The 26,156-nt window shown below is 72.3% G+C and carries 21 protein-coding genes and 1 pseudogene; 12 read left to right on the forward strand and 10 right to left on the reverse strand.

Translation table 11 applies throughout. The annotated features are described in order from the left end of the window. Nucleotides 1-23 precede the first annotated feature (23 nt). Together AV521_RS23965 and AV521_RS23970 are read left to right on the forward strand one after the other, a co-directional pair. On the forward strand, nt 24-575 hold the full coding sequence (locus tag AV521_RS23965) for a DUF1707 and FHA domain-containing protein (protein WP_076090658.1): 552 nt from the start codon (nt 24-26) through the stop codon (nt 573-575). Between the two features lie 107 nt (nt 576-682). Further along, nucleotides 683-1,108, forward strand: a complete 426-nt coding sequence (locus tag AV521_RS23970) for a subtilase-type protease inhibitor (RefSeq protein WP_076090660.1) — start codon at nt 683-685, stop codon at nt 1,106-1,108. Between the two features lie 83 nt (nt 1,109-1,191). On the opposite strand, the gene AV521_RS23975 is transcribed toward AV521_RS23970, so the two are convergent. Then, nucleotides 1,192-2,442: a M14 family zinc carboxypeptidase gene (locus AV521_RS23975; protein ID WP_076090818.1), complete on the reverse strand. Its 1,251-nt coding sequence runs from the start codon at nt 2,440-2,442 to the stop codon at nt 1,192-1,194. Between the two features lie 138 nt (nt 2,443-2,580). Next, entirely contained in the window at nt 2,581-4,245 is a 1,665-nt protein-coding gene (locus AV521_RS51040) for an FAD-dependent oxidoreductase (protein ID WP_371917059.1), read from the reverse strand. A 110-nt stretch (nt 4,246-4,355) separates the two neighbouring features. On the opposite strand from AV521_RS51040, the gene AV521_RS23990 reads away from it, so the two are divergent. Further along, on the forward strand, nt 4,356-5,333 hold the full coding sequence (locus AV521_RS23990; RefSeq protein WP_076090819.1) for a LysR family transcriptional regulator: 978 nt from the start codon (nt 4,356-4,358) through the stop codon (nt 5,331-5,333). Nucleotides 5,334-5,340: 7 nt separating this feature from the next. On the opposite strand, the gene treY is transcribed toward AV521_RS23990, so the two are convergent. Together treY and glgX are read right to left on the reverse strand one after the other, a co-directional pair. Continuing rightward, the gene (gene treY / locus AV521_RS23995; protein ID WP_179023343.1) at nt 5,341-7,716 is read right to left on the reverse strand and encodes a malto-oligosyltrehalose synthase; all 2,376 of its coding nucleotides are present in this window, start codon (nt 7,714-7,716) and stop codon (nt 5,341-5,343) included. A gap of 836 nt (nt 7,717-8,552) precedes the next feature. Then, nucleotides 8,553-10,670: a glycogen debranching protein GlgX gene (glgX, locus tag AV521_RS24005; RefSeq protein ID WP_076090665.1), complete on the reverse strand. Its 2,118-nt coding sequence runs from the start codon at nt 10,668-10,670 to the stop codon at nt 8,553-8,555. Between the two features lie 230 nt (nt 10,671-10,900). Here glgX and AV521_RS52305 point away from each other — a divergent pair, with 230 nt between their 5' ends. From AV521_RS52305 to AV521_RS24020, 3 genes are all read left to right on the forward strand, one after another. Continuing rightward, complete coding sequence (locus AV521_RS52305; RefSeq protein ID WP_305965185.1) at nt 10,901-11,095, forward strand: hypothetical protein; 195 nt, start codon at nt 10,901-10,903, stop codon at nt 11,093-11,095. Nucleotides 11,096-11,591: 496 nt separating this feature from the next. Continuing rightward, on the forward strand, nt 11,592-12,830 hold the full coding sequence (locus AV521_RS24015; protein ID WP_076090666.1) for an SAV2148 family HEPN domain-containing protein: 1,239 nt from the start codon (nt 11,592-11,594) through the stop codon (nt 12,828-12,830). A 102-nt stretch (nt 12,831-12,932) separates the two neighbouring features. Then, nucleotides 12,933-13,664: a 3'-5' exonuclease gene (locus AV521_RS24020; protein WP_076090667.1), complete on the forward strand. Its 732-nt coding sequence runs from the start codon at nt 12,933-12,935 to the stop codon at nt 13,662-13,664. Between the two features lie 128 nt (nt 13,665-13,792). On the opposite strand, the gene AV521_RS24025 is transcribed toward AV521_RS24020, so the two are convergent. Next, entirely contained in the window at nt 13,793-14,656 is an 864-nt protein-coding gene (locus AV521_RS24025) for a phosphotransferase enzyme family protein (RefSeq protein ID WP_076090668.1), read from the reverse strand. 113 nt (nt 14,657-14,769) lie between these two features. Then, nucleotides 14,770-15,093, reverse strand: coding sequence for a hypothetical protein (locus AV521_RS24030; RefSeq protein WP_143658640.1), 324 nt, complete (start codon nt 15,091-15,093; stop codon nt 14,770-14,772). A gap of 107 nt (nt 15,094-15,200) precedes the next feature. On the opposite strand from AV521_RS24030, the pseudogene mgt reads away from it, so the two are divergent. Next, nucleotides 15,201-16,443 (forward strand): annotated as a pseudogene (mgt, locus tag AV521_RS24035) (macrolide-inactivating glycosyltransferase). 57 nt (nt 16,444-16,500) lie between these two features. Here the strand turns inward: mgt and AV521_RS24040 are convergent. Beyond that, nucleotides 16,501-18,753, reverse strand: coding sequence for an MMPL family transporter (locus tag AV521_RS24040; protein WP_107480994.1), 2,253 nt, complete (start codon nt 18,751-18,753; stop codon nt 16,501-16,503). A gap of 420 nt (nt 18,754-19,173) precedes the next feature. On the opposite strand from AV521_RS24040, the gene AV521_RS24045 reads away from it, so the two are divergent. The 5 genes from AV521_RS24045 to AV521_RS24065 all read left to right on the forward strand — a co-directional run bounded on the left by AV521_RS24045 (nt 19,174) and on the right by AV521_RS24065 (nt 23,697). Beyond that, nucleotides 19,174-19,725 carry a DUF1697 domain-containing protein gene (locus AV521_RS24045; protein ID WP_076090670.1) on the forward strand — a complete coding sequence of 184 codons (552 nt, stop codon included), beginning with the start codon at nt 19,174-19,176 and terminating at the stop codon, nt 19,723-19,725. Between the two features lie 240 nt (nt 19,726-19,965). After that, on the forward strand, nt 19,966-21,003 hold the full coding sequence (locus tag AV521_RS24050) for a ketopantoate reductase family protein (RefSeq protein ID WP_076090671.1): 1,038 nt from the start codon (nt 19,966-19,968) through the stop codon (nt 21,001-21,003). Between the two features lie 112 nt (nt 21,004-21,115). Further along, nucleotides 21,116-22,063: a sigma-70 family RNA polymerase sigma factor gene (locus tag AV521_RS24055; protein ID WP_076090672.1), complete on the forward strand. Its 948-nt coding sequence runs from the start codon at nt 21,116-21,118 to the stop codon at nt 22,061-22,063. Between the two features lie 55 nt (nt 22,064-22,118). Beyond that, a complete protein-coding gene (locus tag AV521_RS24060) occupies nt 22,119-22,754 on the forward strand; it encodes a DsbA family protein (protein WP_076090673.1) in 636 nt (211 codons plus the stop codon). 646 nt (nt 22,755-23,400) lie between these two features. Next, nucleotides 23,401-23,697 carry a hypothetical protein gene (locus tag AV521_RS24065; protein WP_076090674.1) on the forward strand — a complete coding sequence of 99 codons (297 nt, stop codon included), beginning with the start codon at nt 23,401-23,403 and terminating at the stop codon, nt 23,695-23,697. A 43-nt stretch (nt 23,698-23,740) separates the two neighbouring features. On the opposite strand, the gene AV521_RS24070 is transcribed toward AV521_RS24065, so the two are convergent. The 3 genes from AV521_RS24070 to AV521_RS24080 are packed head-to-tail and all read right to left on the reverse strand — an operon-like array spanning nt 23,741 to nt 26,130. Beyond that, a complete protein-coding gene (locus AV521_RS24070; protein ID WP_076090675.1) occupies nt 23,741-24,478 on the reverse strand; it encodes a sirohydrochlorin chelatase in 738 nt (245 codons plus the stop codon). Nucleotides 24,479-24,485: 7 nt separating this feature from the next. After that, nucleotides 24,486-25,364 carry an ABC transporter permease gene (locus AV521_RS24075; protein ID WP_076090677.1) on the reverse strand — a complete coding sequence of 293 codons (879 nt, stop codon included), beginning with the start codon at nt 25,362-25,364 and terminating at the stop codon, nt 24,486-24,488. Further along, on the reverse strand, nt 25,351-26,130 hold the full coding sequence (locus tag AV521_RS24080; RefSeq protein ID WP_076090679.1) for an ABC transporter ATP-binding protein: 780 nt from the start codon (nt 26,128-26,130) through the stop codon (nt 25,351-25,353). Before AV521_RS24080 ends, AV521_RS24075 begins: the two co-directional genes overlap by 14 nt. Between the last annotated feature and the right edge of the window lie 26 nt (nt 26,131-26,156).

Genomic DNA, 26,156 nt, shown 5'->3' on the forward strand with positions numbered 1-26,156 from the left:
TTCACTGACCGACAATCACCAGCGTGACGTCGTCTTTCGAGTTCTCCACGTACCCCGCGCGGCTGTCCGACGCGGAGCGTGACAAGGCGCTGCAGGTGCTGCGGGACGGCGTCGCCATGGGCCGGCTCTCGCACGACACGTTCGTGCGCCGCATGGAGCTGGCGCTGGCCGCCCGCCGCAGCGACGAACTGGCCGCCCTGGTCTCCGACCTGCCCCGCGAGAACCGTTTCTCCCGTGCGGTCCTCGGCACCGTCGAGGCCGTCTCCGGGTTCACCGTACGACTGCGCCGGGCCTGGCAGGCCGAGCGGCTGCCCAAGCTGCTGCTGCCGAACCCCGCGCACACCCACCCGCTGCGCATAGGCCGCGACCCGGCCAACGGGTTGCGCCTGAACCACGAGACCGTCTCCCGTGTGCACGCCGAACTGAGCCGCCAGGGCGGCATATGGGTCCTGCGGGACCTCGGTTCCACCAACGGCACCACGGTCAACGGCCGCCGCGTGATCGGCTCGGTCGTCGTCCGCGAGGGCGATCAGATAGCCTTCGGCCGGATGGCGTTCCGGCTCGCCGCGAGCTGAGCGGCACGGCTGGTCCCCGTCGAGCGTGCGCTCCCCCCACGCGCGCGTGCCTCCCGATCGGGTGATCCGGGCTGTGGAACGCGGCCCTCTGTGCCGATGGTTCGGTCATGACGTACCTCACCCGAGTGACCACGGCCGCCGGTGCCCTGCTGGCCTGTGCCGGCCTCTTCGCCGCGGCCCCGGCCCAGGCGGCACCGCGCGCGAGCTTCCCGCTCTCCGACAACTGGCTCTACCTCACCGTCGTCCGCGGTGAGACCGCCCAGGCCGGCGACAGGCACGGCACGCTGCTGCTGTGCGACCCGGTGCCCCTGGGATACGCGCGCGCGGCCGAGGCCTGCAGTGAACTCGCGGCCGCGAACGGCGACATCGCGCGCATCCCGCAGACCAAGGTCTTCTGTCAGATGATCTACGCCCCCGTGACCGTCCACGCGCACGGGCAGTGGAACGGCCAGCCGGTCGACTACCAGAAGACCTATTCCAACAAGTGCACGATGGAGGCACAGACGGGAGCGGTGTTCGCCACGGAACACTGATTACGGCTGCAGGGCAGAGCGGCTCGGGCAGAGCGGCTCGGGCAGAGCGGCTCGGGCGGCGCGGCATGGCCGGCGCGGAGGTCTCAGGCCATCCCCTCCCGAGCCTGCTGCGCCGCCACCAGCACCGTGCGGGACTGGTGCTCCACCTGGTGCTCCAACGGCACCCAGCGGGCCCGGAACCGCGAGGCGAAGGCGTCGCACCAGGTGGCGACGAGCCGTTCCAGACGCGGCGCCGCCCTGTCGTCCGTCTCCCGCAGCACTCTCAGCAGCATCGCCGCCGCCCGCAGCGGCAGCCGCCGCCCGAAGGCGTCCACACTTCCGACGTACGCCATCGTCGTACCGGCGGGCGCGGTGTGGGTCCAGTCCTCGGCCAGGCCCGGGATCAGCTCCAGCGCCCAGCGCGCCGCCCGCAGCAGCGGACCGTCCACGCCGTCGAGGCGGGGCAGCGCGTCGGTGAGCACCCCCTCCACCTCCAGCGCGTCCCGCAGCAGCCGCTGCGCCAGCCGCCGCATCGCCGCAGCCGGCGCCGGGTGCGGCGCCGGATCGTCCACCAGGTCGCTGGCCCACATCGGCACCTCCACCACGGCCGTCAGACCGCCGTAGCGATGCGCGTGGTACCAGGTGCTGTGCCGTGCATCGTCCGGCATGCTCGGGTAGGCGGCGCCCGTCTCCGGGCCGGGCATGACATGCACCCCGGGGCCGGAGGCCGGCCAGCCGGCCGCGTCCGAGGCGCCCGTCTCCACCGGGATGTGCAGCTGCGCGGCGGACTTCGCGAACGGCTCGGCGAGCCCCGGCACGTCCCTGGTCAGCTGCACCCAGCTGCCGCCCAGATCGGTGCCGTGCAAGGTCACCTGGAGGTAGGGCCGCAGCTCGTCGATCAGCCCGGTCAGCGCCCGGGTCTCGGGCGGCAGCCGGTCCGGCGGCAGCACGGACGGTGACCACTCCGGCTGCTCCGCGCCCGTCGGCCGGTAGAAGCCGAGGTGGTAGTCGAGCAGACTGCGCGGCGCCGGCGTCACATGGAGGCTCGCGCCGTCCGGATCGGCGCAGAGCAGGAAGTGCCAGGACGTGTCCGCCCGCAACTCCCGCTCGGCCAGAACGCGTTCGGCCAGCATCCGCAGGGTGGAGCCCCCGGTCGGCTCGTTGGCGTGGGCTCCGGCCACCACCAGCACCGCCCGCCGGGCGTGCCCCACGGACAGCAGGTGCAGAGGTCTTCCCGCGCGCGAGACACCCACCTGCCTGAGCGAGCACAGCCCGGGTTCCTGAGCGGCCAACGCCTGTGCGGAGGCGACCAGTTCGGGAACGCTGGGGTAGCGCAGCTCCGGCAGAAGACTCACCCCCGACTTGTTCCGCCCGGCTTCGCCCTCCAAGTCCCGCATGTGAAGGGTGAACTGTCAAGCATACGGCGGGGGAGGCTACCAGGGGCGCCCGGACACAGGCGCGGGAGCGCGCCGCGAGCGGTGTGTGCCGTGGGCTCACTGCTGGTGCAGGCCGCGTCCCGCGAGGGTCAGGAACACCTCGCCGACCGCCTCCGACAGCGTGGGGTGCGCGTGCACATGGCGGGCCACGTCCGCGGGCTCGGCGTCCCAGCCGACGATCAGCTGGCTCTCGGCGATCATCTCGGACACGTGCGGGCCGACCAGGTGCACGCCGAGCACCTGCCCGCCGCCGGCCTCGGCGACGACCTTCACCATGCCGCCCCGGCCGTGCACCATCCCCTTGGCCACGGCGGTCAACGGCATCGTGTCGACCTCGACCTCGCGCCCACGCGCGCGTGCCTCCGTCTCGCTCAGCCCCACCGAGGCGGTCTGCGGCGAGGAGTACGTCACCCGGGGCACGGCCGCGTAGTCCACCGGGGTCGACGGCAGGCCCGCCAGCGTCTCGGCGACCAGCAGGCCCTCCGCGAACGAGGCGTGCGCGAGGCCCAGCGACGGCGGCGGCAGCAGGTCGCCGACGACATGGATGCCCGGCACAGCCGTCTCCAGCCGCTTCCAGTCGGCCGGTACGACGAACCCCCGCTCGTCCGTCGTCAGGCCGGCCGCCTCCAGACCGAGCCCTTCGGTGACCGGCGCCCTGCCTACGGCGACCAGAAGCCGCTCCGCCTCCACCGTGCGGGTCTCGCCCCGCGCGGTGCGCACACGCGCGCGTACGCCGTTCTCCAGCACCTCCGCGGCCAGCAGCCGCGAGCCCGCCTGGACGTCGATCCCGCGCTTCTTCAGACCGCGCGTCAGATGCCGGCTCACCTCGGTGTCCTCCAGCGGCACGATCCGGTCCGCGGCCTCGACCAGGGTGACCTCCGCGCCCATGGACCGGTGGAAGGAGGCGTACTCCACGCCGATCGCGCCCCCGCCCAGCACCAGGACGGACGCCGGCAGCCCCGGCGCGAACAGCGCGTCGTCACTGGTCACCACGCGGCGCCCGTCCGGCGCGAGGCCCGGGAGCGTGCGCGGTCGCGAGCCGGTCGCGAGGACGATCCCACGGCGCACGGTGAAGTCGTACACGATGGGCGCGGATTCGAGCTGCACGCCGGGCACGGGTTCGGTCCGCGCGCCGGGCGTGACGTCGGTCTGCGCGCCGGGGCTCGACGTGGACGGTGCGCCGGGCGCGGAGTCGGTGCGCACGCCTGGCGCGGGGTCGGTGCGCACGTCTGGCGCGGGGTCGGTGCGCCGGCGCGGCGCGAGCTGGGTGCGCGGGTGTGCGGCAGAGGCGTGCGAGCTCCGCGTGCGCAGATCCGGCGCGCCCGGCACGGAATCCGTGGGCACGCCCTCCACGCGCAGGGTGCGCGTCCCCGTCAGCCGGGCGCTGCCTCGCACCACCCGCACGCCGGCGTGTGCCAGGTGCGCCTCGACCCCCTTGTGGTTCCGCGCCACGATGTCGTCCCGGGTGGCCACCAGCGCCGCCCAGTCGACCGAGTCCAGCGTGGCCTTCACACCCCACCGCTCGCGCGCCTCCGCGATGCCGTCGACCAGTTCGGCGGCGTGCAGCATCGCCTTGCTCGGAATGCAGCCCCGGTGCAGACAGGTTCCGCCGACCTTGTCGCGTTCGACGAGGACGACGTCCAGACCGAGGGCGGCGGCGCGCAGGGCGGTGCTGTAGCCGCCCGTGCCGCCGCCGATGACGACGACGTCCGTCGTGTTCATGGTCCGTGTGCTCATGTCTCCACCCTCCGCCCGCTCTTGCCATGAGTCCAAGGCAATGTTCTTGTGGGAGCCATGCAGGATGCTTATGGATGGCGGGAGGGGGCGCGGAGTTGAGCCTGCGGCAGATGGAGTATTTCGTGACGGTCGTCCACGAGGCGTCGTTCACGCGCGCGGCGGACGCGCTGCATGTCACGCAGCCCGCTCTCTCGCACCAGATCAAGGCCCTGGAGAAGTCGGTCGGCGGCGCCCTGCTGGAGCGCATGCCCCGCGGCGTGCGCCTCACCCCCATGGGCCGGGCCTTCCTGCCGCACGCCGAACTCGCCGTCCGCAGCGCCGCGCAGGCCCGCCGCGCGGCCCGTGCCACGGCCGGCGCAGAAGGCGGCGAACTGCACGTCGCCACCCTCCACTCGCTCGCCGTGGGCGTCCTGCCCGACGTCTTCGCCCGCTGGCGTGCGGCCCATCCCCGGGTCCTGCTGCGCCTGCACGAGTACGCCACCGCCGAAGCGCTGGAGGAGGCCGTGCAGCGCGGCACCGCCGACCTCGCATTCGGCCCCGAGCCCACCGACCCGCCCGGCACCGTCGTGCCCGTCGGCGAGGAGGAACTCGTCCTGGTGGTCCCGTTCGACGACCCGCTCGCCGGCCGTACGACGGTGACGCTGCCCGAACTCGCCGACCGGGCCTGGGTCCGCTGCGCTCTGGAACCCGTCGTCCACGGCGTGCGGTTCCTCGACTGGGCCTGTGGACGGGCCGGATTCAGTCCGCGGACCGCCGTGTGGACCGAGCACACCTCGACGGCCGTGCGCATGGCGGCCGCCGGGGTCGGGGTGAGCACCGCGTCGGCCGACGTCGTGCGCGGAGCCGTGGGCGAGGACTGTGCGATCCTCACCCCCGACCCGGCCTGGAAGCGCCCTCTCGCCGTCTACGCGCGCGTGCCGCCCACCGGCGCGGCCGAGGCCTTCGTGGACCTCCTGCGCAGCACCTGGCCCGCCCCGTCGACCCCACGCGCGCGACACGGCACGCCCGCCCGGCTACGCGCGGGGCACGAGGAGGCCGAGACGCCCGAGCCGTTCGCAACGCCTGCCTCCTGAGCCCCCCTCACCCCTCCCCAGCCCGCTCCAGCAGGACCACCGGCCTCTTCTCGAAAAGGTCCGCCACGCGTGCGTGGCCGGTGAACTCCCGCCCCGGAGTGAGCAGATCCGCCCACCGCCCCGGCGGCAGCGTCAGCCGTGTCCCGTGCCAGCCGCCCGCCTCCGCGAGCCGCAGCGACAGCCGGGTCACCGCCGTGACCACCGCACCGGAGCGCGCGAACGCCACACAGTGCCCGGCCGCCGGGCCCTCGGCGGTCAGGGGATCGTAGGACGCGGCCGTGCCGAAGGCGTCGGGGCGCCGGGCCCGCAGCCGCAGCGCCGCCGCCGTCAGCGCGTCCTTCTCGCCGGGCACCTCGGGCGGGAACGCGACCGGCCGCCGGTTGTCCGGGTCCACCAGCGCCCGGTACTCGCCCTCCGTGCCCTGGTACAGGTCCGGCACCCCCGGCATCGTCAGATGGACCAGGGCGGCGCCGAGGACGTTGGCCCGGATGTGCGGCTCCAGTGCCTTGCGGAACGCGGCCACGCGCCCGCCCGGCGGCCCGCACGGACCGGCGGCGACGAACGCGGCCACCGCCTCCTCGTACGGCGGCTCCTGCTCCGTCCAACTGGTGTACATGCCCGCCTCGCGCACATGCTTGAGCAGCGCCTGCCGGACCCGCTCCTCCTCGGCGGGCCCCAGCCCGAACACCGTCTGCCAGGCCGCCCAGGCCAGCTGCCCGTCCGGCTCGCCCGGATCCTCCTCAAAGCGGGCCACCTCGGCCAGCAACTCCGCCCAGCGGCCCGGGCATTCGGTGAGCACGGCCAGCGCGGCACGGACGTCGGCGCTGCGTTTGGTGTCGTGTGTGGAGACCACCGTGCCGGTCACCGGCCAGTCGCGCTGCACGCGCGCGCAGTACGCGTGGAAGTCCTCCGGCGACACCCCCGGCCGGCCCGGATCGCCGCCGACCTCGGTCGCCGACAGCAGCGGCACATACCGGTAGAACGCGGTGTCCTCCACCGACTTGGCGCGCAACGCCGACGCGGTCTGCGCGAACCGGGTACGGAACTCCACCCGGTCGGCGTGGTCCGGCGCCGACTCGTCACCGGGCGATTCGACCAGCAGGCCGCGCACGACGCCGACGGCCTCCGCCTCCTCGGGCACCACAAAGGCGAGCCGGGCCTCCTCGGCGGCCTCCTCGGTGACGACGGCGGCGGCGTCACCGGAGGCGTACGGCCGGTACACCCGCATCCGGACCAGCAGCTCCTCCACCGCCGTACGCAGCGCCCAGGGAGCCCGGTCGCGCAGCGCGAGATCCGGCGCGGACGCGCACAGCCGGGTGGCGACCCGGGTGAGCCGGTCGGCCTCGGCGGCCAGCTCGTGCGTGAGCACCTTGTACGCGGCGCGCCGTACCGTCGCATCCCAGTTCCCGCCCCGGTCCGTCTGCGGGGCCGCGAACGCCCGGTACCGGCCCAGCAGTTCGTACGCCCCCGTCCGGTCCGTGAACAGGCCGTCGACCTGGCGCAGGGCGTCGTAACCGGTGGTGCCCGCGACGGGCCAGGAACCCGGGAGCCGTTCGCCGTCGGCGAGGATCTTCTCCACCACCGTCCAGCGACCGCCGGTCGCCTCGTGCAGCCGCGCGAGGTAGCCGTCGGGGTCGGCGAGCCCGTCGGGGTGGTCGACGCGCAGCCCGTCCAGCACACCCTCGCCGAGCAGCTGAAGGATCTTGGCATGGGTGGCGTCGAACACCTCCGGATCCTCCACGCGCACCCCGATCAGCTCCGAGATGCTGAAGAACCGCCGGTAGTTCAGCTCGGTGCGGGCCAGCCGCCACCACACCGGGCGGTACCACTGGGCGTCCAGCAGCTCCGGCAGCGGCAGTTCCGCCGTGCCCGCGCGGAGCGGGAAGGCGTGATCGTGGTAGCGCAGCACGTCACCGTCGACCACGAGGTGCTCCAGCTGTGCGCCGACCGGACCGCCGAGCACCGGCAGCAGCACCCGCCCGTCCTGTGCCTCCCAGTCGATGTCGAACCAGCGCGCGTACGGCGAGCCGGGCCCCTCGCGCAGCACGTCCCACAGGGCGCGGTTGTGCCGGGGCGACATCGCCATGTGGTTCGGTACGAGGTCGGCCACCAGGCCCAGGCCGTGCTCCCGCGCGATCCGCGCCAGTGACCGCAGGCCCTCCTCGCCGCCCAGTTCCTCGCGCACGCGCGCGTGGTCCACGACGTCGTAACCGTGCGTGGAGCCGGGCACGGCCTCCAGGACGGGCGACAGATGCAGGTGCGAGACACCGAGCGAGGCCAGGTACGGTACGGCCGCGGCCGCGGCCGCGAACGGGAACGTGGGCTGGAGCTGCAGCCGGTAGGTGGCCGTGGGCACCGCCGGTCCGGGTCGCGCAGACGTCATGGAAACCTACGTACCCAGCCCGCCGCCTTTCGTGTCATCGGCTCCTGCACTGACCCACGCACGCGTGCCCGGCGTCGAGCGATGGGCACAGCGATGGGCACAACGGGGAGACCAGAACGCGGCCGGGCACAGGGCACCTGTCGTCACGTGATCCACCCGACCGGCCCGCTGCTGCCGTGCGTGTCGCTCCTGGGGGCGGCTGCCGACGGCCACCATCCAGTTCGGCGGACCTCCGGCTCCCTGTGCGCCGCGGGGCTGCCGATGGGGCCCTCGCACTCGGTCAGGTGGCCTGCGGGCCGCTCGTGGGGGTGGCTCGCCGACCGGCACGGGCAGCGGACGGTCGTGACGGCCTTCTCGCTCGCCAACACGCTCGCCATGGCCTTGCTGGTCGCCGGAGCGCTCGCCGGCCTTCCTGCGCCCGTCCTGGCCCTCCCGGGGGCCGCCGCGGGCCCACCGTGCCGCTCGTCGGACCACTGGCCCGCACCCGGCTGGTCGCCCTGGCCCGCCACGCCGGCGCGCCCGAGTCGACCGTCGGCGCGCTCTCCTTCGAGAGCACCCTGGACGAGATGTCGTTCGTCCTCGGTCCGGCGCTCGTCGGGATGGCGGCGGTGCTCGCCCATCCGGCCTGCGCGATGGCCGGCGCGGCGCTCCTGGTGGCCGCCTGCGGCACCGCTTTCGCCCCGCACCCCACGACCCGCCTCGCACCCCACGACCCGCCTCGCGGCCCCCACGCGCGAGGAGCCCAACGACATCCCGGCCCGCGAGGAACCCGCCGTGGCACCCCGCACGACAGGACGAGTCGGCGGGCCGGGCCGCCGACTGGACTCACCGCCCCGTTACGTCGGCCGCTGCAGCACCGTCAGGCTGCGGTCGGGCAAGGTGATCCGGTCACCCGCCCCGACCTTCGTGCCGGCCCCCGCAGGCACCCCTTCCGGATGGGCCGTGTCGACGACCACCTGCCACTGCCGGCCGTGGTTGACCGGCACCAGGAAGTCCAGTGGCCCCGGCGAGGCGTTGAACATCAGCAGGAACGAGTCGTCGGCGATGCGCTCCCCGCGCTGGCCGGGCTCGGAGATCGCGTTGCCGTTCAGGAACACCGTCAGGGCGGACGCCCGCGCCGAGTCCCAGTCCCGCTGGGTCATCTCCGCGCCCTCCGGGGTGAACCAGGCGATGTCGGACAGCTCGTCGTGGGTGCCCTCCACCGGACGGCCGTGGAAGAAACGGCGCCGGCGGAAGACCGGATGGTCCCTGCGCAGCCACACCATCGCGCGCGTGAACTCCAGCAGATCCCGCGGATCCGCTTCGTCCTCGGGCCAGCCCACCCACGAGATGTCGTTGTCCTGGCAGTAGGCGTTGTTGTTGCCGAGCTGGGTGCGGGCGAACTCGTCGCCGTGGCTGATCATCGGCACGCCCTGGGACAGCATCAGCGTGGCGACGAAGTTCCGCATCTGCCGGGCGCGCAGCCGCAGCACCTCCGGGTCGTCGCTCTCGCCCTCCGCCCCGCAGTTCCAGGACCGGTTGTGGCTCTCGCCGTCCCGGTTGTCCTCGCCGTTGGCCGCGTTGTGCTTGTCGTTGTACGAGACGAGGTCGCGCAGCGTGAAGCCGTCGTGGCAGGTGACGAAGTTGATCGAGGCCAGCGGGCGGCGGCCGTCGTCCTGGTACAGATCCGACGACCCCGTCAGCCGGGAGGCGAACTCCGCGAGCGCCCGGGGCTCGCCCCGCCACAGGTCCCGTACCGTGTCCCGGTACTTGCCGTTCCACTCGGTCCACAGCGGCGGGAAGTTGCCCACCTGATAGCCGCCCTCGCCCACGTCCCAGGGCTCGGCGATCAGTTTCACCTGGGAGACCACCGGGTCCTGCTGCACCAGGTCGAAGAACGACGACAGCCGGTCCACCTCGTGGAACTGCCGGGCCAGGGTCGCCGCGAGGTCGAAACGGAAGCCGTCGACGTGCATCTCGGTGACCCAGTACCGCAGCGAGTCCATGATCAGCTGGAGCACGTGCGGGGACCGCATGAGCAGCGAGTTCCCGGTGCCCGTGGTGTCCATGTAGTAGCGGGGGTCGTCGGTGAGGCGGTAGTACTGCGCGTTGTCGATGCCCTTGAAGGACAGTGTCGGGCCCAGATGGTTGCCCTCGGCGGTGTGGTTGTAGACGACGTCGAGAATGACCTCGATCCCGGCCTCGTGCAGTGCCCGGACCGCCGATTTGAACTCCAGCACCTGCTGGCCCCGGTCGCCCCAGGAGGCGTACGCGTTGTGCGGGGCGAAGAAACCGATGGTGTTGTAGCCCCAGTAGTTGCTCAGGCCCAGGTCAGCCAGCCGGTGGTCGTTCACGAACTGGTGCACGGGCATCAGCTCCAGGGCCGTCACCCCGAGCTTCGTCAGATGGTCGAGGATCGCCGGATGCGCGAGCGCCGCGTATGTGCCGCGCAGTTCCTCCGGCAGCCCCGGGTGACGCATGGTCAGGCCCTTGACATGGGCCTCGTAGATGACCGTGTGGTGGTACTCGGTGCGCGGTCGCCGGTCGTCGCCCCAGTCGAAGTACGGGTTGATCACCACCGAGGCCATGGTGTGCGGCGCCGAGTCCAGGTCGTTGCGGCTGTCCGGGGCGCCGAAGTGGTAGCCGTACACCTCCTCGCCCCACCGGATCGAGCCGCTGATCGCCTTCGCGTACGGGTCGAGGAGCAGCTTCGCGGAGTTGCAGCGCTGCCCGCGCCCAGGGTCGTACGGGCCGTGCACCCGGAACCCGTACCGCTGTCCCGGCATCACGCCCGGCACGTACGCGTGCCGCACGAAAGCGTCGCTCTCGCGCAGTTCCACGGCCGTCTCCGAGCCGTCGTCGTGCAGCAGACACAGCTCTACTCGGTCCGCGGCCTCCGTGAAGACCGCGAAGTTGGTTCCGGCGCCGTCGTAGGTGGCGCCGAGCGGATACGCCTGTCCAGGCCAGACCTGCATGGATACGACTCTCCCAGGTGTGCCGCCGCGCTGGGGCCGCGTTGGCTCCCGAGTCTGCACGAAAGTCACGGAACCTCCTGTGACTTACGTCCCTCTTACCCGCCGATCAGCGCATCCGGCGACTGTCGTACCGCCGGGTGCCGAACCAGTGGGGCAACACACACTCACCGGGGATCACGGGGAGCAGGGGCAGTGTGCGTGAGACCGTGCATCGCCCTCTGGGGAGGTTGGTGACAGGAGTGGCCGTCGCGGCGGTGGGGACCGCTGCGATGATGGCGATCACCCTGCCGGGCACGGCGGGGGCGGACACGTCGGCGGGCGCCGGCGGCGGGACACAGGCAGGTCAGGGGCCGGACGCGGTCCGGCCCGGGGTCGTGGAACAGGCGCCCGCGGAGGGCGGCAGGGCACCGGCCGGGAGCCGCTGACCGACGACAAGATCCGGCGTGTCGAGAAGATCGCCCTGAACCGGCAGCTGCTGAACACCGGAAAGAACGTCGACGGCGGCCGCGGGCCGCAGCGCCTGAGCGTCGACCTCGCCGAACCCGAGCCGGGCGACGGGCCGGCGTCACCTTCTACGACCGAGTGGCGCTTCCAGGACGACGGCACCATCGCCATGAACGCCGGCGCGACGGGCCGGAACAAGGACGGGCACGCCGCTCGTACGAGAACGTCCCCGGCCCCACCATCAAGTCCACCCGGTGCACTGGCAGGGCACCGCCATCGCACCGCGGGACGTCATCGCTATGAATCCGCTCACTCCGTGTGACCTGACGTGGCAGAACGGCCATTGGGAACGGTGGAGTTGATGAAAACAGTTGAGAAACCGACCTGTCCATCCGGCTGCACCGCCGACCCCTCGCGGAGTACCCTTCCTTGATCGTTGAGACGGGTAAGGCCCGGGGATCGGAAGGCGGTGCACGGGTGGGCTCGGGAGGGCTGGAGCTGCCCCCTGGTGACGAGGGTCACGAGGGGAACTCCACAGACGTCCCGCCCGGCGCGGTGTCCCTGGCCAGGCCGATGGACGCGGGATCCATCGGGCCGGAGCTGGACTGGGACGCCGACGCCTGGCGCGAGGTGCGCACCCGCGCCCAGCGGGCCGGCCGGGCCTACATCTGGCTGAACCTCGTCGAGCAGCGGCTGCGCGCGGTGGTGGCCGCCGTACTGCGCCCCATCTACGAACCCGTGCACGGCGACGACTGGGTGGTCGCCGCGGCCGGTCCGGCCGGTCAGGAATGGGTGCAGCGCGCGGTCGCGGTCCGCGAGGTCAGCCGCCGCAAGGGCTATCTGCTCGACCCGGCCGACGACAACGTGCTCAGCTTCCTCACCCTGCCCCAGCTGCGCGAGCTGATGGTGCAGCACTGGCCGTGCTTCGAGCCGTACTTCGACGAGCGCCGCGACCTGGAACTCGCCCTGGACGAGCTGGAGGTGACCCGTAACGTCGTCTCCCGTAACCGGGCGCTGTCCGAGGCCGTCCTGAGCCAGGCCGAGCGGGCCTCGGCCCGGCTGCTGGAGATGCTCGGCGCCGCCGGTGACGTGCCCTCCGCGCGCCGGCTGCCCGTGGACGCGGTCGAGGACCTGGTCGGCGACCGGTACGCCGACGTCGTCGCCGTCCACCCGGACCGGGTACGGCTGCTGCGCCAGTTCCCCGCCGAGGACATCTTCGGCTCCGCCCGCCGCCTCGACGCCATCGGCATCGGCCTCAACCTGCTGGTGCAGAACTTCTCCGGCCGCCGCCTGGTCCGGCTCGCCGAGTCCGGCTGCCGGGTACGGCTGCTCTTCCTCAACCCGGCCTCCAGCTCGGTCAAGCGCCGCGAGCGCGAACTCGGGATGAAACGGGGCGAACTGAGCCGGTCCGTCGAGATGAACATCCTGCATATGCGCCGGGTCCGCTCCCGGCTGCGCGATCCGGGTGCCTTCGAGATCCAGGTCTACGACGAGACACCGCGCTTCACCGCCTACCTGGTGGACGGCGACGGCGCCGACGGCATCGCCGTGGTGCAGTCCTATCTGCGGGGCGCGCGCGGGATGGAGTCGCCTGTGCTGGTGCTGCGCAACGGCAGCAAGTTGGTCAAGTCGAACGACGTTGTGGAAGCCGGTCTTTTCCCGACATATCGCGAGGAATTCGAGCTGACGTGGGCGGATTCGCGCCCAGTGTCCTGAACTGTCCGTTGTGGCAAGCGGAACGCGATCCTCGGATTGTCAGTGCCGCGTGCGAGGGTGGAGGCCACTGGGGGAAAGCACCACCAAGAAGGGGGGCCGCCCATGGGCTGGCACCAGGAGCTGCTGATCGGCTTCGACCTGGAGACGACCGGGACCGATCCGCATGAGGCGCGCATCGTCACCGGCGCGGTGATCGAGGTCAGGGCCGGTGAGCCCATGGGCCGCAAGGAATGGCTGGCCGATCCGGGCGTGGAGATCCCGGCCGACGCGGTGGCGGTGCACGGCATCAGCAACGAGCGGGCGACGGCCGAGGGCCACCCCGCCGACCGCGTGGCCGACGCCATCGCCGAGGTCCTGGTGGGGTACTGGAAGGCGGGCGTCCCGGTCGTCGCCTACAACGCCGCCTTCGACCTCACCCTGCTCTCCGCCGAACTGCGCCGGCACGCCCTGCCGTCCCTCTCCGACCGTCTGGGCGGCGCCCCGCCCGCCCCGGTCATCGACCCGTACACCATCGACCGCTGGGTCGACCGTTACCGCCGCGGCAAGCGGAACCTGGAAGCGGTCTGCGCCGAGTACGGCATAGCCCTCGACGAGGCTCACACCGCCCCGGCCGACGCCCTCGCCGCGGCGTGCCTCGCGGCAGCGATAGCCGACCGCCACCCGAAGATCGCCGCGCTCGGTTCCGGCGAACTCCACCAGCGGCAGATCCAGTGGTATGCGGAGTGGGCGGCGGACTTCCAGGCGTTCCTGCGCCGCAAGGGGGATGCGGGGGCAGTGGTGGACGGGGCGTGGCCCCTACGGGAGTTGACCGAGAACGAGAGCCAGCCTGCCTAGCGGTTTCGTCCGCGTCCGAGTGGTGGGCTGATCGCGCCCACACGGCGAAGCCGCATGTCGACACAGCACCGCGCCCCTGGGGAGCCGCAGTCGCCGCACGCCTGAAAGCCCAGGGCGGGACAGCACCCTCAGAACGGATACCACCGCACCGTCTCGTCCCCGTCCCGCAGTGACGCCACCCGGCGCCGAAATTCCGCCAGGGCCTTCGGATTGCTCGGCGCATGCTGGGCCACCCAGGCGCAGCTGGCCGTCTCCCGGGCACCCCGCAGCACCGCACAGCCCTCCCACTCCCGCACGTCCCACCCATAGGCCTTGGTGAAGGATCCGTACGCCTCGGCGGACAGCCCGTACCGGTCCCGGGAGAGGGCCATGACCACCAGATCGTGCTCGCGCAGGTCCGCGGAGAAGGTCTCCAGGTCGACCAGGACCGGCCCGTCCGGCCCGATGTGCACATTGCGGGGCAGCGCGTCGCCATGGATCGGGCCCGGTGGCAGATGGGGAGTCAGCGCGCCCGCGGCCGCCGCGAAACCGTCCCGGCGCGCGCGGAGGTACGCCGCGTCCTCGGGGGCGATCGCATCCCCCGCGAGCCGCAGCCAGCGCTCCACACCGCCCAGCAACTCGCGGGGCGGCAAAGCCAAAGGAGGAGAGGGAAGTGCGTGCACCATCCGCAGCAGCTCCGCCAGGTCCCGCGGCTCGGCGGGCCGCATGGGATCCGGCAGCCGGTGCCACACCGTCACCGGGTGCCCGTCCACGAGCCGCGGCTTCGGCTCGGCCGCCCGTACCGCCGGCACGCCCGCCTCGGCCAGCCACCCGGCGATGTCCAGTTCGAGCCGGGCCCGCGGCAGCAGCTCGGCGTCCCGGCCCACCTTCACCACCAGACCACCGGCGGCGAACACCGCGTTCTCGCCGAGGGCGAGGAGAGCCGCGTCCCGGGCCGGGCCCGGCAGCACACCCGCCGCGGCCAGTACGCCCCGTGCCCGTGCCTCGTCCATCCTGCCGCCTCCGTGCCGTCCCGGTGTGGTGCGTGTGCCGTATCCGTATCCGTATCCGGCCAGTCTCGCATTCGTCGCCTTGAGCAGGACGGCAGCCTGGTCCTGGCCCGCTGTCAGCGCCGAGCGGCGGCCGTAGGGCTCAGTCCAGCCCCGGATGCGGAGGCTCCAGCACGCTCGGCCAGGGCGCGCAGCGTGGTCGTCGGCGCGGTGAGGCAGGAGGCCCGGCGGCACAACTCCTCGGCACGCAGGGCGGGTTCGGCCAGGTCAGTGCCGGTGATCGCGGGACCGTTGCCCAGATGGTCGAAGAGGTCGCCGCGGAACAGGGTGCGGATGGTCTCGTCGTTGAGCGGCCGGTCCTCCCAGTTGTGCGGTATGTGCGGGGTGTTGATGTCGCGTACGGCCCGGCGCGCCAGGCTGCCGCCGAGGAACTCGTTCATCGCGCCGCACTCGTCGGCCTCGACACGACCGGAGGTGATCCAGTGCAGCCTCTCGACCGGCAGGTCCGGGCGATCGCCTCGGTCGCCGGCGGGCGGAGGAAAACACTTTGAACGAGACGTCTCGTCTCGCATACGGTGTGGGTCATGACCACTCCCGCTCATATCGCCATGTTCTCCATCGCCGCGCACGGCCATGTGAACCCCAGCCTGGAGGTGATCCGTGAACTCGTCGCCCGGGGGCACCGGGTCACGTACGCCATACCGCCGGCGTTCGCCGAGAAGGTGGCCGCCACCGGGGCCAGGCCCGTGCCGTACACCTCCACACTGCCCGGCCCCGATGACGGCCCGGAGGCCTGGGGGACCACTCTGCTCGACAACGTGGAGCCGTTCCTCGCCGACGCGATCCAGGCGCTCCCACAGCTCATCGAGGCCTACGCGGGCGACGAGCCCGACCTCGTGCTGCACGACATCGCCTCGTATCCGGCCCGCGTCCTCGCCCATCGCTGGGGTGTCCCGGCGATCTCCCTCTCGCCGAACCTCGTCGCCTGGGAGGGGTATGAGGAGGAGGTGGCCGAGCCGATGTGGGCGGAGCCGAAGAAGACCGCGCGCGGACAGGCGTACTACGCCCGGTTCGAGGCCTGGCTGAGGGAGAACGGGATCACCCAGCACCCGGACCCGTTCGCCGGCCGCCCGGCCCGCTCCATCGTGCTCATCCCGAAAGCCCTGCAGCCGCACGCCGACCGGGTCGACGAGCGCGTCCACACCTTCGTCGGCGCCTGCCAGGGCGACCGGGCCGACCAGGGTGACTGGCAGCGGCCCGCCGGCGCCGAGAAGGTCGCGCTGGTGTCCCTGGGCTCGGCGTTCACCAAGCAGCCCGCTTTCTACCGCGAGTGCCTCCGCGCCTTCGGCGACCTGCCCGGCTGGCACCTGGTCCTCCAGGCCGGCCGGCATGTCGACCCGGCCGAGCTGGGCGAGATACCCGGCAACGTCGAGGTGCACAGCTGGGTACCGCAGTTGGCGATCCTCCGGCAGGTCGACCTGTTCGTCACGCACGCGGGCGCCGGCGGCAGCCAGGAGGGGCTGGCCACCGCCACCCCGATGATCGCCGTACCGCAGGCCGTCGACCAGTTCGGCAACGCTGACGTGCTCCAGTCCCTCGGCGTCGCCCGCCGGCTGGACACCGAGGAGGCCACCGCCGACCGCCTCCGCGAGGCCGCGCTGGCCCTGGTGGACGACCCGGAAGTCGCCCGCCGTCTGAAGGAGGTCCAGGCGCAGATGGCCCAGGAGGGAGGCACCGGCCGAGCCGCCGATCTCATCGAGGCACAACTGCCCGAAGAGGTGAGGAAATAGGCGAGGGCCCGTCGGCACGCATGTGCCGACAGGCCCTGGTCGGAGTGCCGTGCGGGATCAGACGGGCAGCCGCTCGCCCTCCTCGCGCGCGGGCTGCGCGGCGGCCGGTTCCGGCGACTCGTCGTGGGTGAGGTCGGGGAGGCGGTGCAGCCACTTCGGCAGGTACCAGTTGCGCTCGCCGAGCAGCGCCATCACGGCCGGCAGCAGCACCCCGCGGATGACCGTCGCGTCGATGAGGACCGCTGCGGCCAGGCCCACGCCCATCTGCTTCATGGACTGCATCGACAGCGTGCCGAAGATCGCGAACACGGCGACCATGATGACCGCGGCGCTGGTGACGACGCCGGCCGTGGTGACCACGCCGTGCCGGATCGCTTCCGTGGTGGTGCGGCCGCGCATCCGTGCCTCGCGGATCCGGGAGACGACGAACACGTGGTAGTCCATCGACAGCCCGAACAGGATCACGAAGAGGAACAGCGGCAGCCAGGTCACGATCGCGCCGACGCCCGCCGCGCCCACCAGCGAGGCACCCCAGCCGTGCTGGAAGACGGCGACGAGGATTCCGTACGCGGCGCCCACCGACAGCAGGTTGAGCACGATCGACGTGAGTGCGACGGTCAGTGAGCGGAACGACAGCAGCATCAGCAGGAAGGCGAAGACGACCACGAACGCGAACACCGGGACGACGGAGCCGAGCAACTGGTCGTTGAAGTCGTGGTTGCCGGCCACCTGTCCGGTGATCGGCGCCTGCAGGCCGTCGACCTTGCCGAGCGTGGCGGGCCGGACCTCGTCACGCAGCTTGTCCAGGCTCTTGACCGCCCGGTCCATGTCGGAACCGCCGACCAGCGGAACGGAGACCAGGGCGACGTTCTGCCCGTCGTGCAGCCGGATGCCGACCGGGCCGCGCGAGGCGCCCGACGCGATCGCCTGCCGCTTGAAGTCGGCCAGCGCCTGCCGCACTTCGGGGGCGTTGATGTCCTTGGCCTTGACGACGACCTGGGCCGGCTCGCTGCCGCCCGGGAAAGCCTCGTTGACCCGGTCGTAGGTCTGCACGATCGGCAGCGACTTCCCGAACTCCTGGTCCAGGGTGAGCTGCTGGGTCTTCATGCCGAGCGCGGGCGCCGCGATCGCCAGCAGTACACCGGCCGCCACGGCGACCGAGACGAGCGGCCTGGCCAGCACGCCGCGCAGGACGGCCGTCCAGAACCGGCTGCCCTCGTTCGCGCCGTGCTTGCGGCTTCGGCGGGCGAGGAACGGGATCCTCCCCTTCTCGACGCGCTCGCCGAGCAGCGAGAGCAGCGCGGGCAGGACCGTGACCGACCCGACCATGGCGACCGCGACCACCATCAGCGAGGCCAGGCCCATCGCCTCGAACTGGGCGAGCCCGGTGAAGAGCATGCCCGCCATCGCCACGCACACCGTGACACCGGAGACGATGATCGCGCGGCCGCTGGTGGCGGCGGCGATCCGCAGGGCGGTGCCCGCGTCCCGCCCGGCCAGCCGCTCCTCGCGCTCGCGGCGCAGGTAGAACAGGCAGTAGTCGACGCCGACGGCCATACCGACCAGCAGCATCACGGAGTTGGCGGTGTCGCTCATCGGCTGCAGATGGCTGACGAGGCCCATCAGGCCCATCGTCGCCATGATCGCGGTGATCGCGAGGGCCACCGGCAGCAGCGCCGCCACCAGCGCCCCGAAGGCGATCAGCAGGATGCCGAGCGCCACCGGCACCGCCGAGTACTCGGCCTGCTGGAAGTCGTCCCCGAAGGCGTCCTTGTACTGCTTCTGCATGCTGGCGCCGCCGATCTCCTCGATCCGCAGCGAGCCGTGCGCCTTCTGCGCCCCGGCGACGGCGTTCAGCACCGGTTCGACCCGGTTGACGGCCGTCTTCGCGTCACCGCGCATGTCGAACTGCACCAGCGCGCTGCGGCCGTCCCGGGAGATCGTGTGCGTGTCGTACGGCGAGGTCACGGCCGTGACCTCGCCGGTGCCCTCGACGGCCTTCAACACGTCGGCGACGGCGGCCCGGAACTCGGACCCGGTCGCCGTCGCGGTGGCGTCCTTGGACTGGATCAGGACGGTCTCGCCGGCCGGTTGCTTGATCCCCGCGTCGTCGATGATCTGGGCGGCGGTGTGCGTCTCGCCCTTGAGCTGGTTGCCCTCGTCCACATCGACCCGGCCCGCCGCCGAGCCAAGTCCCATCGCCAGCACGACGAACAGTACCCATATGCCGACGGCCGCCCAGCGGTGCCGGGCGCTCCAGCCGCCGGCACGGGCCGCCAGCCCCCGCACCCGCACGTCCCTGTTCCCCATCGCGGGTCTTCCCCCCTGTGTGCGGTGGCGGCCCCCTGCCGCCACATCTGCGCTTGCTCCGGTACGACCGTATGAGCCGGACAAACGCGTCTCGTCGTGCTGCCCGGTGAACTCGCCTGCCCGCCGGTCACCACTGGGGAGGACGACGGCCCCTTACACCTATCCGCACTTCTAGGGGACACGTCTCGGGGTTCGCGCACCCGGCGGCACCCGGCGGCACAACGTGAGGACATGGGTTGTCCGTTCTGCCACCGGCGCGACGGTTTGTGATTACGAAGACTTGTTGAACAAGTCACAGGTGTGTGTAGAGGTTGATCCGGTGCCCGCCCATCGGCGAGAGTTTCGCGGAGTCCCGTCCTGCGCGGGCCCGGCCGTCGTGCCCGCCCCCACGGGGCACGACGGCCGTTCTAGGGTGGCCGGATGACGACCTACGCGGCGCTGTTGCGCGGAATCAACGTCGGCGGTAGCAAGAAGCTGCCCATGGCCGATCTCCGCGCTCTGCTCACCGGCCTCGGCCACACCGGCGTACGGACCTATCTGCAGAGCGGGCAGGCCGTCTTCACCGCCGGGCACGGTGACGAGGAGTCCCTGGCGGCGGAGCTGACCCGGTCGATCGAGGAGCGCTTCGGCTTCCGTGCCGACGTGCTCGTGCGCGACCACGCCTACCTCCGGGCGGTCGCCGAGGCCTGCCCGTTCCCGGCCGCAGACCTGGAGCCCAAGCAACTGCACGTCACCTACTTCTCGGCGGCCGTCACCCCGGACCGTTACGCGGACATCGACCAATCCGCGTATCTCCCCGAGGAGTTCCGGCTCGGCGACCGCTGCCTCTACCTCTACGCCCCGGACGGTCTCGGCCGCTCCAAGCTCGCCGAGGCGCTGTCCCGCCCGCGCCTGGCCAAGGGCCTGATCGCCACGAGCCGTAACTGGAACACCGTGGTCAAGCTGGTCGAGCTGACAGCTCCGGGAGCGTGACCGGCCGCGGTCCGAGGAAGGTCGTGGGCGCGAGGACCTCACGAGGCACCGGCGAGGGGGCGCTGCGGCTCCCAGAGCCCCCAGCAGTCCCAGGGCGGCCAGGCCGAGTACGACGCTGTGGGTCACCAGCCGCAGGCCCGCGAAGCCGGCTCGCCCCGGACGCCGTTGCGGTCGTGATGGACCTGTGCGTCGGCCAACCTCGGTGACCGGGTCGCGTACGCGTGTGCGAGGCTCTGGTCCATGCGCTACATCATCATCGGGGCCGGAGCGGTCGGCGGGACCGTCGGTGGGCGGCTGGCCGAGGCCGGGCGGGAGGTCGTGCTCGTGGCACGCGGCCGGCATCTGGCGGCACTGGGGGAGCATGGGCTGCGACTGCGGGTGCCGGAAGGGGAGTTGACGTACCGGCTGCCCGCCGTCGACGGGCCCGGCCCACTCGGCGAACTGCGCGCCGACGACGTCCTCGTCCTCGCCGTGAAGACGCAGGACACCGTGGCCGCCCTGGAGACCTGGGCCGAGGTGCCCGTCGCGGGCGGCGGCACGGCCGCCGATCGGCTGCCGCTCGTGTGCCTGCAGAACGGTGTGGAGGGCGGCCGGCTGGCGCTGCGCCGCTTCCGGCAGGTGTACGGCGTCTGCGTCTGGCTGCCCTCGACCTTCGTGGAGCCCGGCGTCGTCTCCGCCGCCGGCACCCCGCTCACCGGCATCCTGCACCTCGGCCGTCTGCCGCACGGCACCGACGACACCGCCCGCCGGATCGCCGCCGACCTGGACGCCGCCCACTTCGAGGCGCCGGTCGTGCCGGACGTCGACCGCTGGCAGCACGCCAAGCTGCTCTGGAACCTCGGCACCGCCTTCGAAGCGGTGTGCGGGCCCGCCGCCGACGAGGCGGCGCACGCCCTGCTCGCGCGCGTGCGGGCCGAGGGAGAGGCGGTGCTCGACGCGGCCGGCATCGCCCACGCGAGCGCCGGGGAACAGCGCGCGGCCCGTGGCGACAAGGTCACCCTTGTACCGCTGGACGGTGCCCCGCGCGGCGGCGGTTCCTCCTGGCAGTCGCTCGCCCGGGGCACCGGCACCATCGAGGCCGACTACCTCAACGGGGAGATCGTGCTCCTCGGCCGGCTGCACGGCGTGCCGACCCCGCTGAACGAGCTGCTCCAGCGGCTCGCCAACCGGTTCGCACGAGAGCGCCGGGCCGCCGGGTCGCTGCCGGTCGACGAACTGGAACGCCTGGTGAAAGAGGCGGTGGCGGCCGCCGATCGAGCGCCGCTGGACGTCGACTGACGGCGAATGCCGGTTGATCTTCCGGCCGGATTGGCGTTTCGTGGGCCCCGGCACAGGCGCGAGCCGCTCGTGCCGGTGCGGGCGGCAAGGGCAGTGGGAGGACGGGGGAACGGTGGACGACTTCACGGAGGATGCCGGGCGGCGGCTCGCGGCGCGGTTCGAGGCGGACCGGTCGCATCTGACCGCCGTGGCCTACCGGTTGCTCGGCTCGGCCACGGAAGCCGACGACGCTCTGCAGGAGGCCTGGCTGCGGGCCCGGGAGGCCGACCTCGACGAGATACGGAACCTCACCGGCTGGCTGACCACGGTGGTGACCCGGGTCTGCCTCAACCTGCTGCGGGCCCGCCGCAACCGGCGCGAGGAGTTCCTCGACGCCCAGGACAGCGTCCATGACACACCGGCGGTCTCCGCCGAGGCAGGCGACCCTGCCCGGGAAGCGTTGCTGGCCGACGAGGTCGGGGTCGCGCTGCTGGTCGTCCTGGAGACCCTGAGCCCGGCCGAGCGGGTCGCCTTCGTGCTGCACGACATGTTCGCCGTGCCCTTCGAGGAGATCGCCCCACTGGTCGAGCGGACCCCGGCCGCCACCCGGCAGCTGGCCAGCCGGGCCCGCCGCCGCGTCCAGGGCCGGCCGCCCGCGCCCGCCGCCGATGCCGTACGCAGGCGCCGGGCCGTCGAGGCGTTCCTGGCCGCCACCCGTGGCGGCGACTTCACAGCCCTGGTCGCCCTGCTCGACCCGGACGTGGTGCTGCACGCCGACGCGCTGGTCGTGCCCACGCCCGCACCGGTCACCGTACGGGGCGCCGAGCCCGTCGCCCAGGGCGCCATGGCGGCCGTGGCCCGCGCCCAGGTCACCGGACTCGCCCTGCTGGACGGCGAGTTCGGCCTGGTCATGGCGCCGTACGGACGGCCGCGCCTGGTGCTGGCCTTCGGCTTCGGCACCGACGGCCGGATCACCCGGATCGACGTCGTGGCGGAGCCGGAACGCCTGCGCGGGACGGAGATAGCGGTCGTGGACCCGGCGCAGACGGGAACGGGCGGGCCCGGCGAAGTGGACCACTGATCCGACAGGGGATTGGGTCGGGACACTGCGCCACTGAGCGACTAGCGTTGCTGTCATGACGCACCGCGACACCGCCGCCGAGTCCGCCCCGACCCGAGTCGACTTCTTCTTCGACCCGGCCTGCCCCTTCGCCTGGATCACCTCCCGCTGGCTGCTGGAGGTCGAGCGCCTTCGCCCGCTCGACCTCCGGTTCCGTGTGATGAGCCTGTACCTGCACAACGACGGCAACGAACTCCCCGACTGGTACCGGGACTTGGTGGACCGCTCGATCGGCCCGGTGCGGGTCGCCGTGGCCGCCGCCGAACGGCACGGCGAGTCCGTGCCGCGCGACCTCTACACGGCGTTCGGCACCCGGATCCACGAACGCGGGATCAAGGACTTCGACCAGGTGATCACCGAGTCGCTCGCCGAACTCGGGCTGCCCGCCGACCTGTCGGCCGCCGCCCACGACCCGTCGTACGACGACGCGGTGCGCCGCAGCCACGAGGCCGGCGCGGAGCAGGAGTCGGGTGGCTATGTGGGCACGCCGACCATCCATGTCGACGGCACGGTGTGGTTCGGACCCGTGCTGCGCGCCATTCCGCGTGGCGCCGAGGCGGCCGAACTCTTCGACAGCTTCCGGGTACTGGCCCGCCACCCCGACCTCTTCGAACTCAAGCGAACCCGCAACGGCGCCCTCCGCTTCGACTGACCAGGAAGCCCACTGGCTGATAAACGCCCCTCACACACGCCGCGTTCGCGGATCGTGTGACACACGGGCCGCGACCGGCGCAGAACGAAGAGCCGCCGCGGTCCGACGCGACAGGGGAGCGCCGGCCCCGGCGGCCCCCTGCATCACGCCTCTGGCCCCCTCTATCACGCCTGTGGCCCCCGAGACCGGCGGTCACCGAAGTTCGCGACAAACCCTGGGGCGCGTCCCTAGGGTGAAGCGCATGGACGGCCGGAGAGGGGGCGGTTGAGCGTGACGGGCAACACGGGCAGGGCGTCACCGTCGGTGCCACAACACGCCGCGGACGCGGTGCCCCGGCACCGGCCCGGCGCTCCGCCGATTCCCCGCCGCCCAAGCCCCGGCACCGGCCTCGTGGCCCGCGTCGGGCACCCGTGCGTGACCGGTGTCCGGGGCCTGGTCAACGGACCCCGGTCACCCGGATGGGTGGCGATTTTCGGCCCACTTCGCGCCATCGTCACTGCCCGAGCCCTCGTCTGCCCCGAAGCGGCCCGCAGTCGCGCAGAACGACGTCTCACGCACCCCCGCGACGTCGGTAACGTCAGCGCGGCCCCTGAACCCCAACTCAGCTCCCCCCACGGCTCTTTCGAGCCCGAAGCAAGGACAGGACATGACCACCTACAACTACGGTGACCACGGCCCCCTCGGCCACGGCCACGGCACGCCGGACCTGGAGACCCTCACGCTCGTCGCGGACCGGCTCACCGAGGCACTGCGCGCCGAGTACCCGGGGCTCACCGGGCACGGCCAGGTCATCCTGGACGCCCTGGCGGAGTCCGCCGACGACGGGCTGCCGCCCAACCGGGGCCGGATCCGCACCGCGCTGGAGGCGGTCGCCATCGCGGCGAGCGCCGGCACCGGCAGCCTCACCTTCACCCGGCAACTGATGCACGCCTTCGACCTGTGAGCGGCGAACTCCCTCTGCGCTCGTCGTATGTCGCGCGGTGGAATCAGGCGCCGACAGCGACCGGCAGCGACTCGGCTGCCTCGGCATAGCGTTCGAGTACCACTCGTGCCACCTCGGGCGCGGGCCCGAGCACGTCCGCCAGTACGTCCGCCCCGGCCGCACCTCGTGCGATGCGGTCCGGGAGGAAGCCGGGGGCCAGGACGTACGGTGCGACGGCGACCCGCTCGCAGCCGAGGGCACGCAGCTCGGCCACGGCGTCCTCGGTGCGGGGCAGGGATGCGGAGGCGAACGCAGGTCGCACGGCGCACCAACCGGTGTGCCACCACTCCCGCGCGATGTCGGCGATCGCTGCGATCGCCTCCGGGTCGGAGGACCCCGCCGAGGCCAGCACGACCCCGGTCGAGGACTTGTCGGCGGGCGTCAGCCCCGCCTCGTACAGCCGCCGTTCCAGCGCCGACAGCAGCAGCGGGGACGGGCCGAGCACATCCGCCTGCCGGATCCGCAGCCGCGCCGGCGCCTCCCGCAGCACGGCCGGGATGTCGGCCTTGGCGTGGAAGGCGCGGGTCAGCAGCAGCGGCAGGGCGACGACGTCCCGCACGCCCTCAGCCGCCAGGGACTCCAACACCCCGTGCACGGACGGGACGTTGAAGTCCAGGAATCCGGTCTCCACGCGCAGCCCCGGCCGCTGCGACCGTACCCGCTCCACCAGGGCGTGCACGGTCGCCGCGTGCCGTGGGTCACGGCTGCCGTGGGCGATGACGAGGAGAACCGGACGGTGCATGGGTGCCTCAGCCCTTCACCAGCAGGCCACGGCTGCGCAGCACCCACCGCTCCAGCGGACTGAAGATCAGCAGGTCGATGGCGATACCGACGAACAGGATGAGCAGGATGGCCTCGAAGACCATGGCCATGTCGCTGTTGGTGCGGCCGTTCTCCAGCAGCTGGCCGAGGCCCACGCCCAGGTCCGGGAACTGAGCGATGATCTCGGCGGCCATCAGCGAGCGCCAGGAGAACGCCCAGCCCTGCTTGAGCCCCGCCACATAGCCGGGCATCGCGGCCGGCAGCACGACATGCCGGATGCCCTTGACACCCGTCGCGCCGAGGGTGCGGCCCGCGCGCAGGAACAGCGGCGGCACCTGGTCCACGCCGGACACGAGGCCGTTGGCGATGGAGGGGACCGCGCCGAGCAGGATCACCGCGTACATCATCGAGTTGTTCAGGCCCAGCCAGATCACGGCCGGCGGCACCCACGCCACCGACGGCAGCGACTGCAGACCGGACAGGATCGGGCCGATGGCCGCGCGCACGAACTTCACCCGGGCCACCAGCAGACCCAGCGGTGTGCCGATGAGCAGTGCGAAGAAGAAGCCCAGCAGACCGCGCGAGACACTGGTCCAGATGTAACCGAGCAGAGTGCCCTGCAGCCAGGCGTCCTTGAAGGCACCGCCCACGGCCGCCGGCGACGGCAGTTTGCTCGGGTTGCCGACGACCGGATAGAGCAGCGACCAGACGGCCAGGACCACCGCGATCGCGACGATGGGCGGCAGGATCTTGTTGGTGAACGTCTGCCGGAAGGGCGTACGGCCTACGACACCGGTCTCCAGAGCGTCCAGGCCCGCCTCGATGCTTCCCGCGTCCGCGGGGGTCTTCGTCTCAGTGCTGGCCATGACGGCGGATCTCCCCACGCAGTACTTCGGTGATCTCTAGGGACAGTTCCGCCACGGGGGCGTCCTCGATGCGGCGCGGCTGCGGGATGCCGACCTGCCACTCGCGCGCGATCCGGCCCGGCCGGGACGACAGCAGGACAACCCGCTGCGCCAGCCGCACCGCCTCGCGCACGTTGTGCGTGACGAACAGCACCGAGAGGCCGGTCTCCGCCCAGATGCGCGTCAGCTCGTCGTGCAGCACGTCCCGCGTGATGGCGTCCAGCGCCGCGAACGGCTCGTCCATCAGCAGCAGATTGCTCTCCTGGGCCAGCGCGCGGGCCATCGCCACGCGCTGGCGCATACCGCCGGACAGTTCGTGGACCCGCTTGCCGTGAGCGCCCTGCAGCCGGACCAGTTCGAGCAGTTCCTCGGCCTTGCCGCGCCGCTCGGACTTCTCGACTCCCCGCAGCTTCAGGGCCAGTTCGATGTTCTTGCCCGCGGTCAGCCACGGGAAGAGGGCGTGTTCCTGGAACATCAGGGCCGGGCGGCCGTCCGTCGTGATGGAACCGGCGGTCGGCCGGTCCAGGCCGGCCACCAGGTTCAGCAGCGTGGACTTGCCGCAGCCCGAGGCACCCAGGAGGGTGACGAACTCGCCGGGCGCGACATCGATGCTGATGTCGTCCAGGACGAGCTGCTGCCCCCCGGGTGTCGCGAAGGACTTCGAGACATGCTTGAGGCGTGCCGCGTAGTCGACCGACTCGTCGGCCTTGGCGAGAGTCGTGGCCATGGTCGTCACCTCCTGGGAACTCGTCG

It is taken from the genome of Streptomyces sp. IMTB 2501, from assembly GCF_001953885.1.
Classification (GTDB): Bacteria; Actinomycetota; Actinomycetes; order Streptomycetales; family Streptomycetaceae; genus Streptomyces.

Excerpts from the sequence above, each read along its gene's own strand:
- AV521_RS23970 (WP_076090660.1), top strand. The coding sequence starts at position 683 with ATGACGTACCTCACCCGAGTGACCACGGCCGCCGGTGCCCTGCTGGCC.
- AV521_RS51040 (WP_371917059.1), bottom strand. The coding sequence starts at position 4,245 with ATGAACACGACGGACGTCGTCGTCATCGGCGGCGGCACGGGCGGCTAC.
- treY (WP_179023343.1), bottom strand. The coding sequence starts at position 7,716 with ATGACGTCTGCGCGACCCGGACCGGCGGTGCCCACGGCCACCTACCGG.
- glgX (WP_076090665.1), bottom strand. The coding sequence starts at position 10,670 with ATGCAGGTCTGGCCTGGACAGGCGTATCCGCTCGGCGCCACCTACGAC.
- AV521_RS24020 (WP_076090667.1), top strand. The coding sequence starts at position 12,933 with ATGGGCTGGCACCAGGAGCTGCTGATCGGCTTCGACCTGGAGACGACC.
- AV521_RS24025 (WP_076090668.1), bottom strand. The coding sequence starts at position 14,656 with ATGGACGAGGCACGGGCACGGGGCGTACTGGCCGCGGCGGGTGTGCTG.
- AV521_RS24030 (WP_143658640.1), bottom strand. The coding sequence starts at position 15,093 with ATGAACGAGTTCCTCGGCGGCAGCCTGGCGCGCCGGGCCGTACGCGAC.
- AV521_RS24040 (WP_107480994.1), bottom strand. The coding sequence starts at position 18,753 with ATGGGGAACAGGGACGTGCGGGTGCGGGGGCTGGCGGCCCGTGCCGGC.
- AV521_RS24045 (WP_076090670.1), top strand. The coding sequence starts at position 19,174 with ATGACGACCTACGCGGCGCTGTTGCGCGGAATCAACGTCGGCGGTAGC.
- AV521_RS24050 (WP_076090671.1), top strand. The coding sequence starts at position 19,966 with ATGCGCTACATCATCATCGGGGCCGGAGCGGTCGGCGGGACCGTCGGT.
- AV521_RS24060 (WP_076090673.1), top strand. The coding sequence starts at position 22,119 with ATGACGCACCGCGACACCGCCGCCGAGTCCGCCCCGACCCGAGTCGAC.
- AV521_RS24065 (WP_076090674.1), top strand. The coding sequence starts at position 23,401 with ATGACCACCTACAACTACGGTGACCACGGCCCCCTCGGCCACGGCCAC.
- AV521_RS24070 (WP_076090675.1), bottom strand. The coding sequence starts at position 24,478 with ATGCACCGTCCGGTTCTCCTCGTCATCGCCCACGGCAGCCGTGACCCA.
- AV521_RS24075 (WP_076090677.1), bottom strand. The coding sequence starts at position 25,364 with ATGGCCAGCACTGAGACGAAGACCCCCGCGGACGCGGGAAGCATCGAG.
- AV521_RS24080 (WP_076090679.1), bottom strand. The coding sequence starts at position 26,130 with ATGGCCACGACTCTCGCCAAGGCCGACGAGTCGGTCGACTACGCGGCA.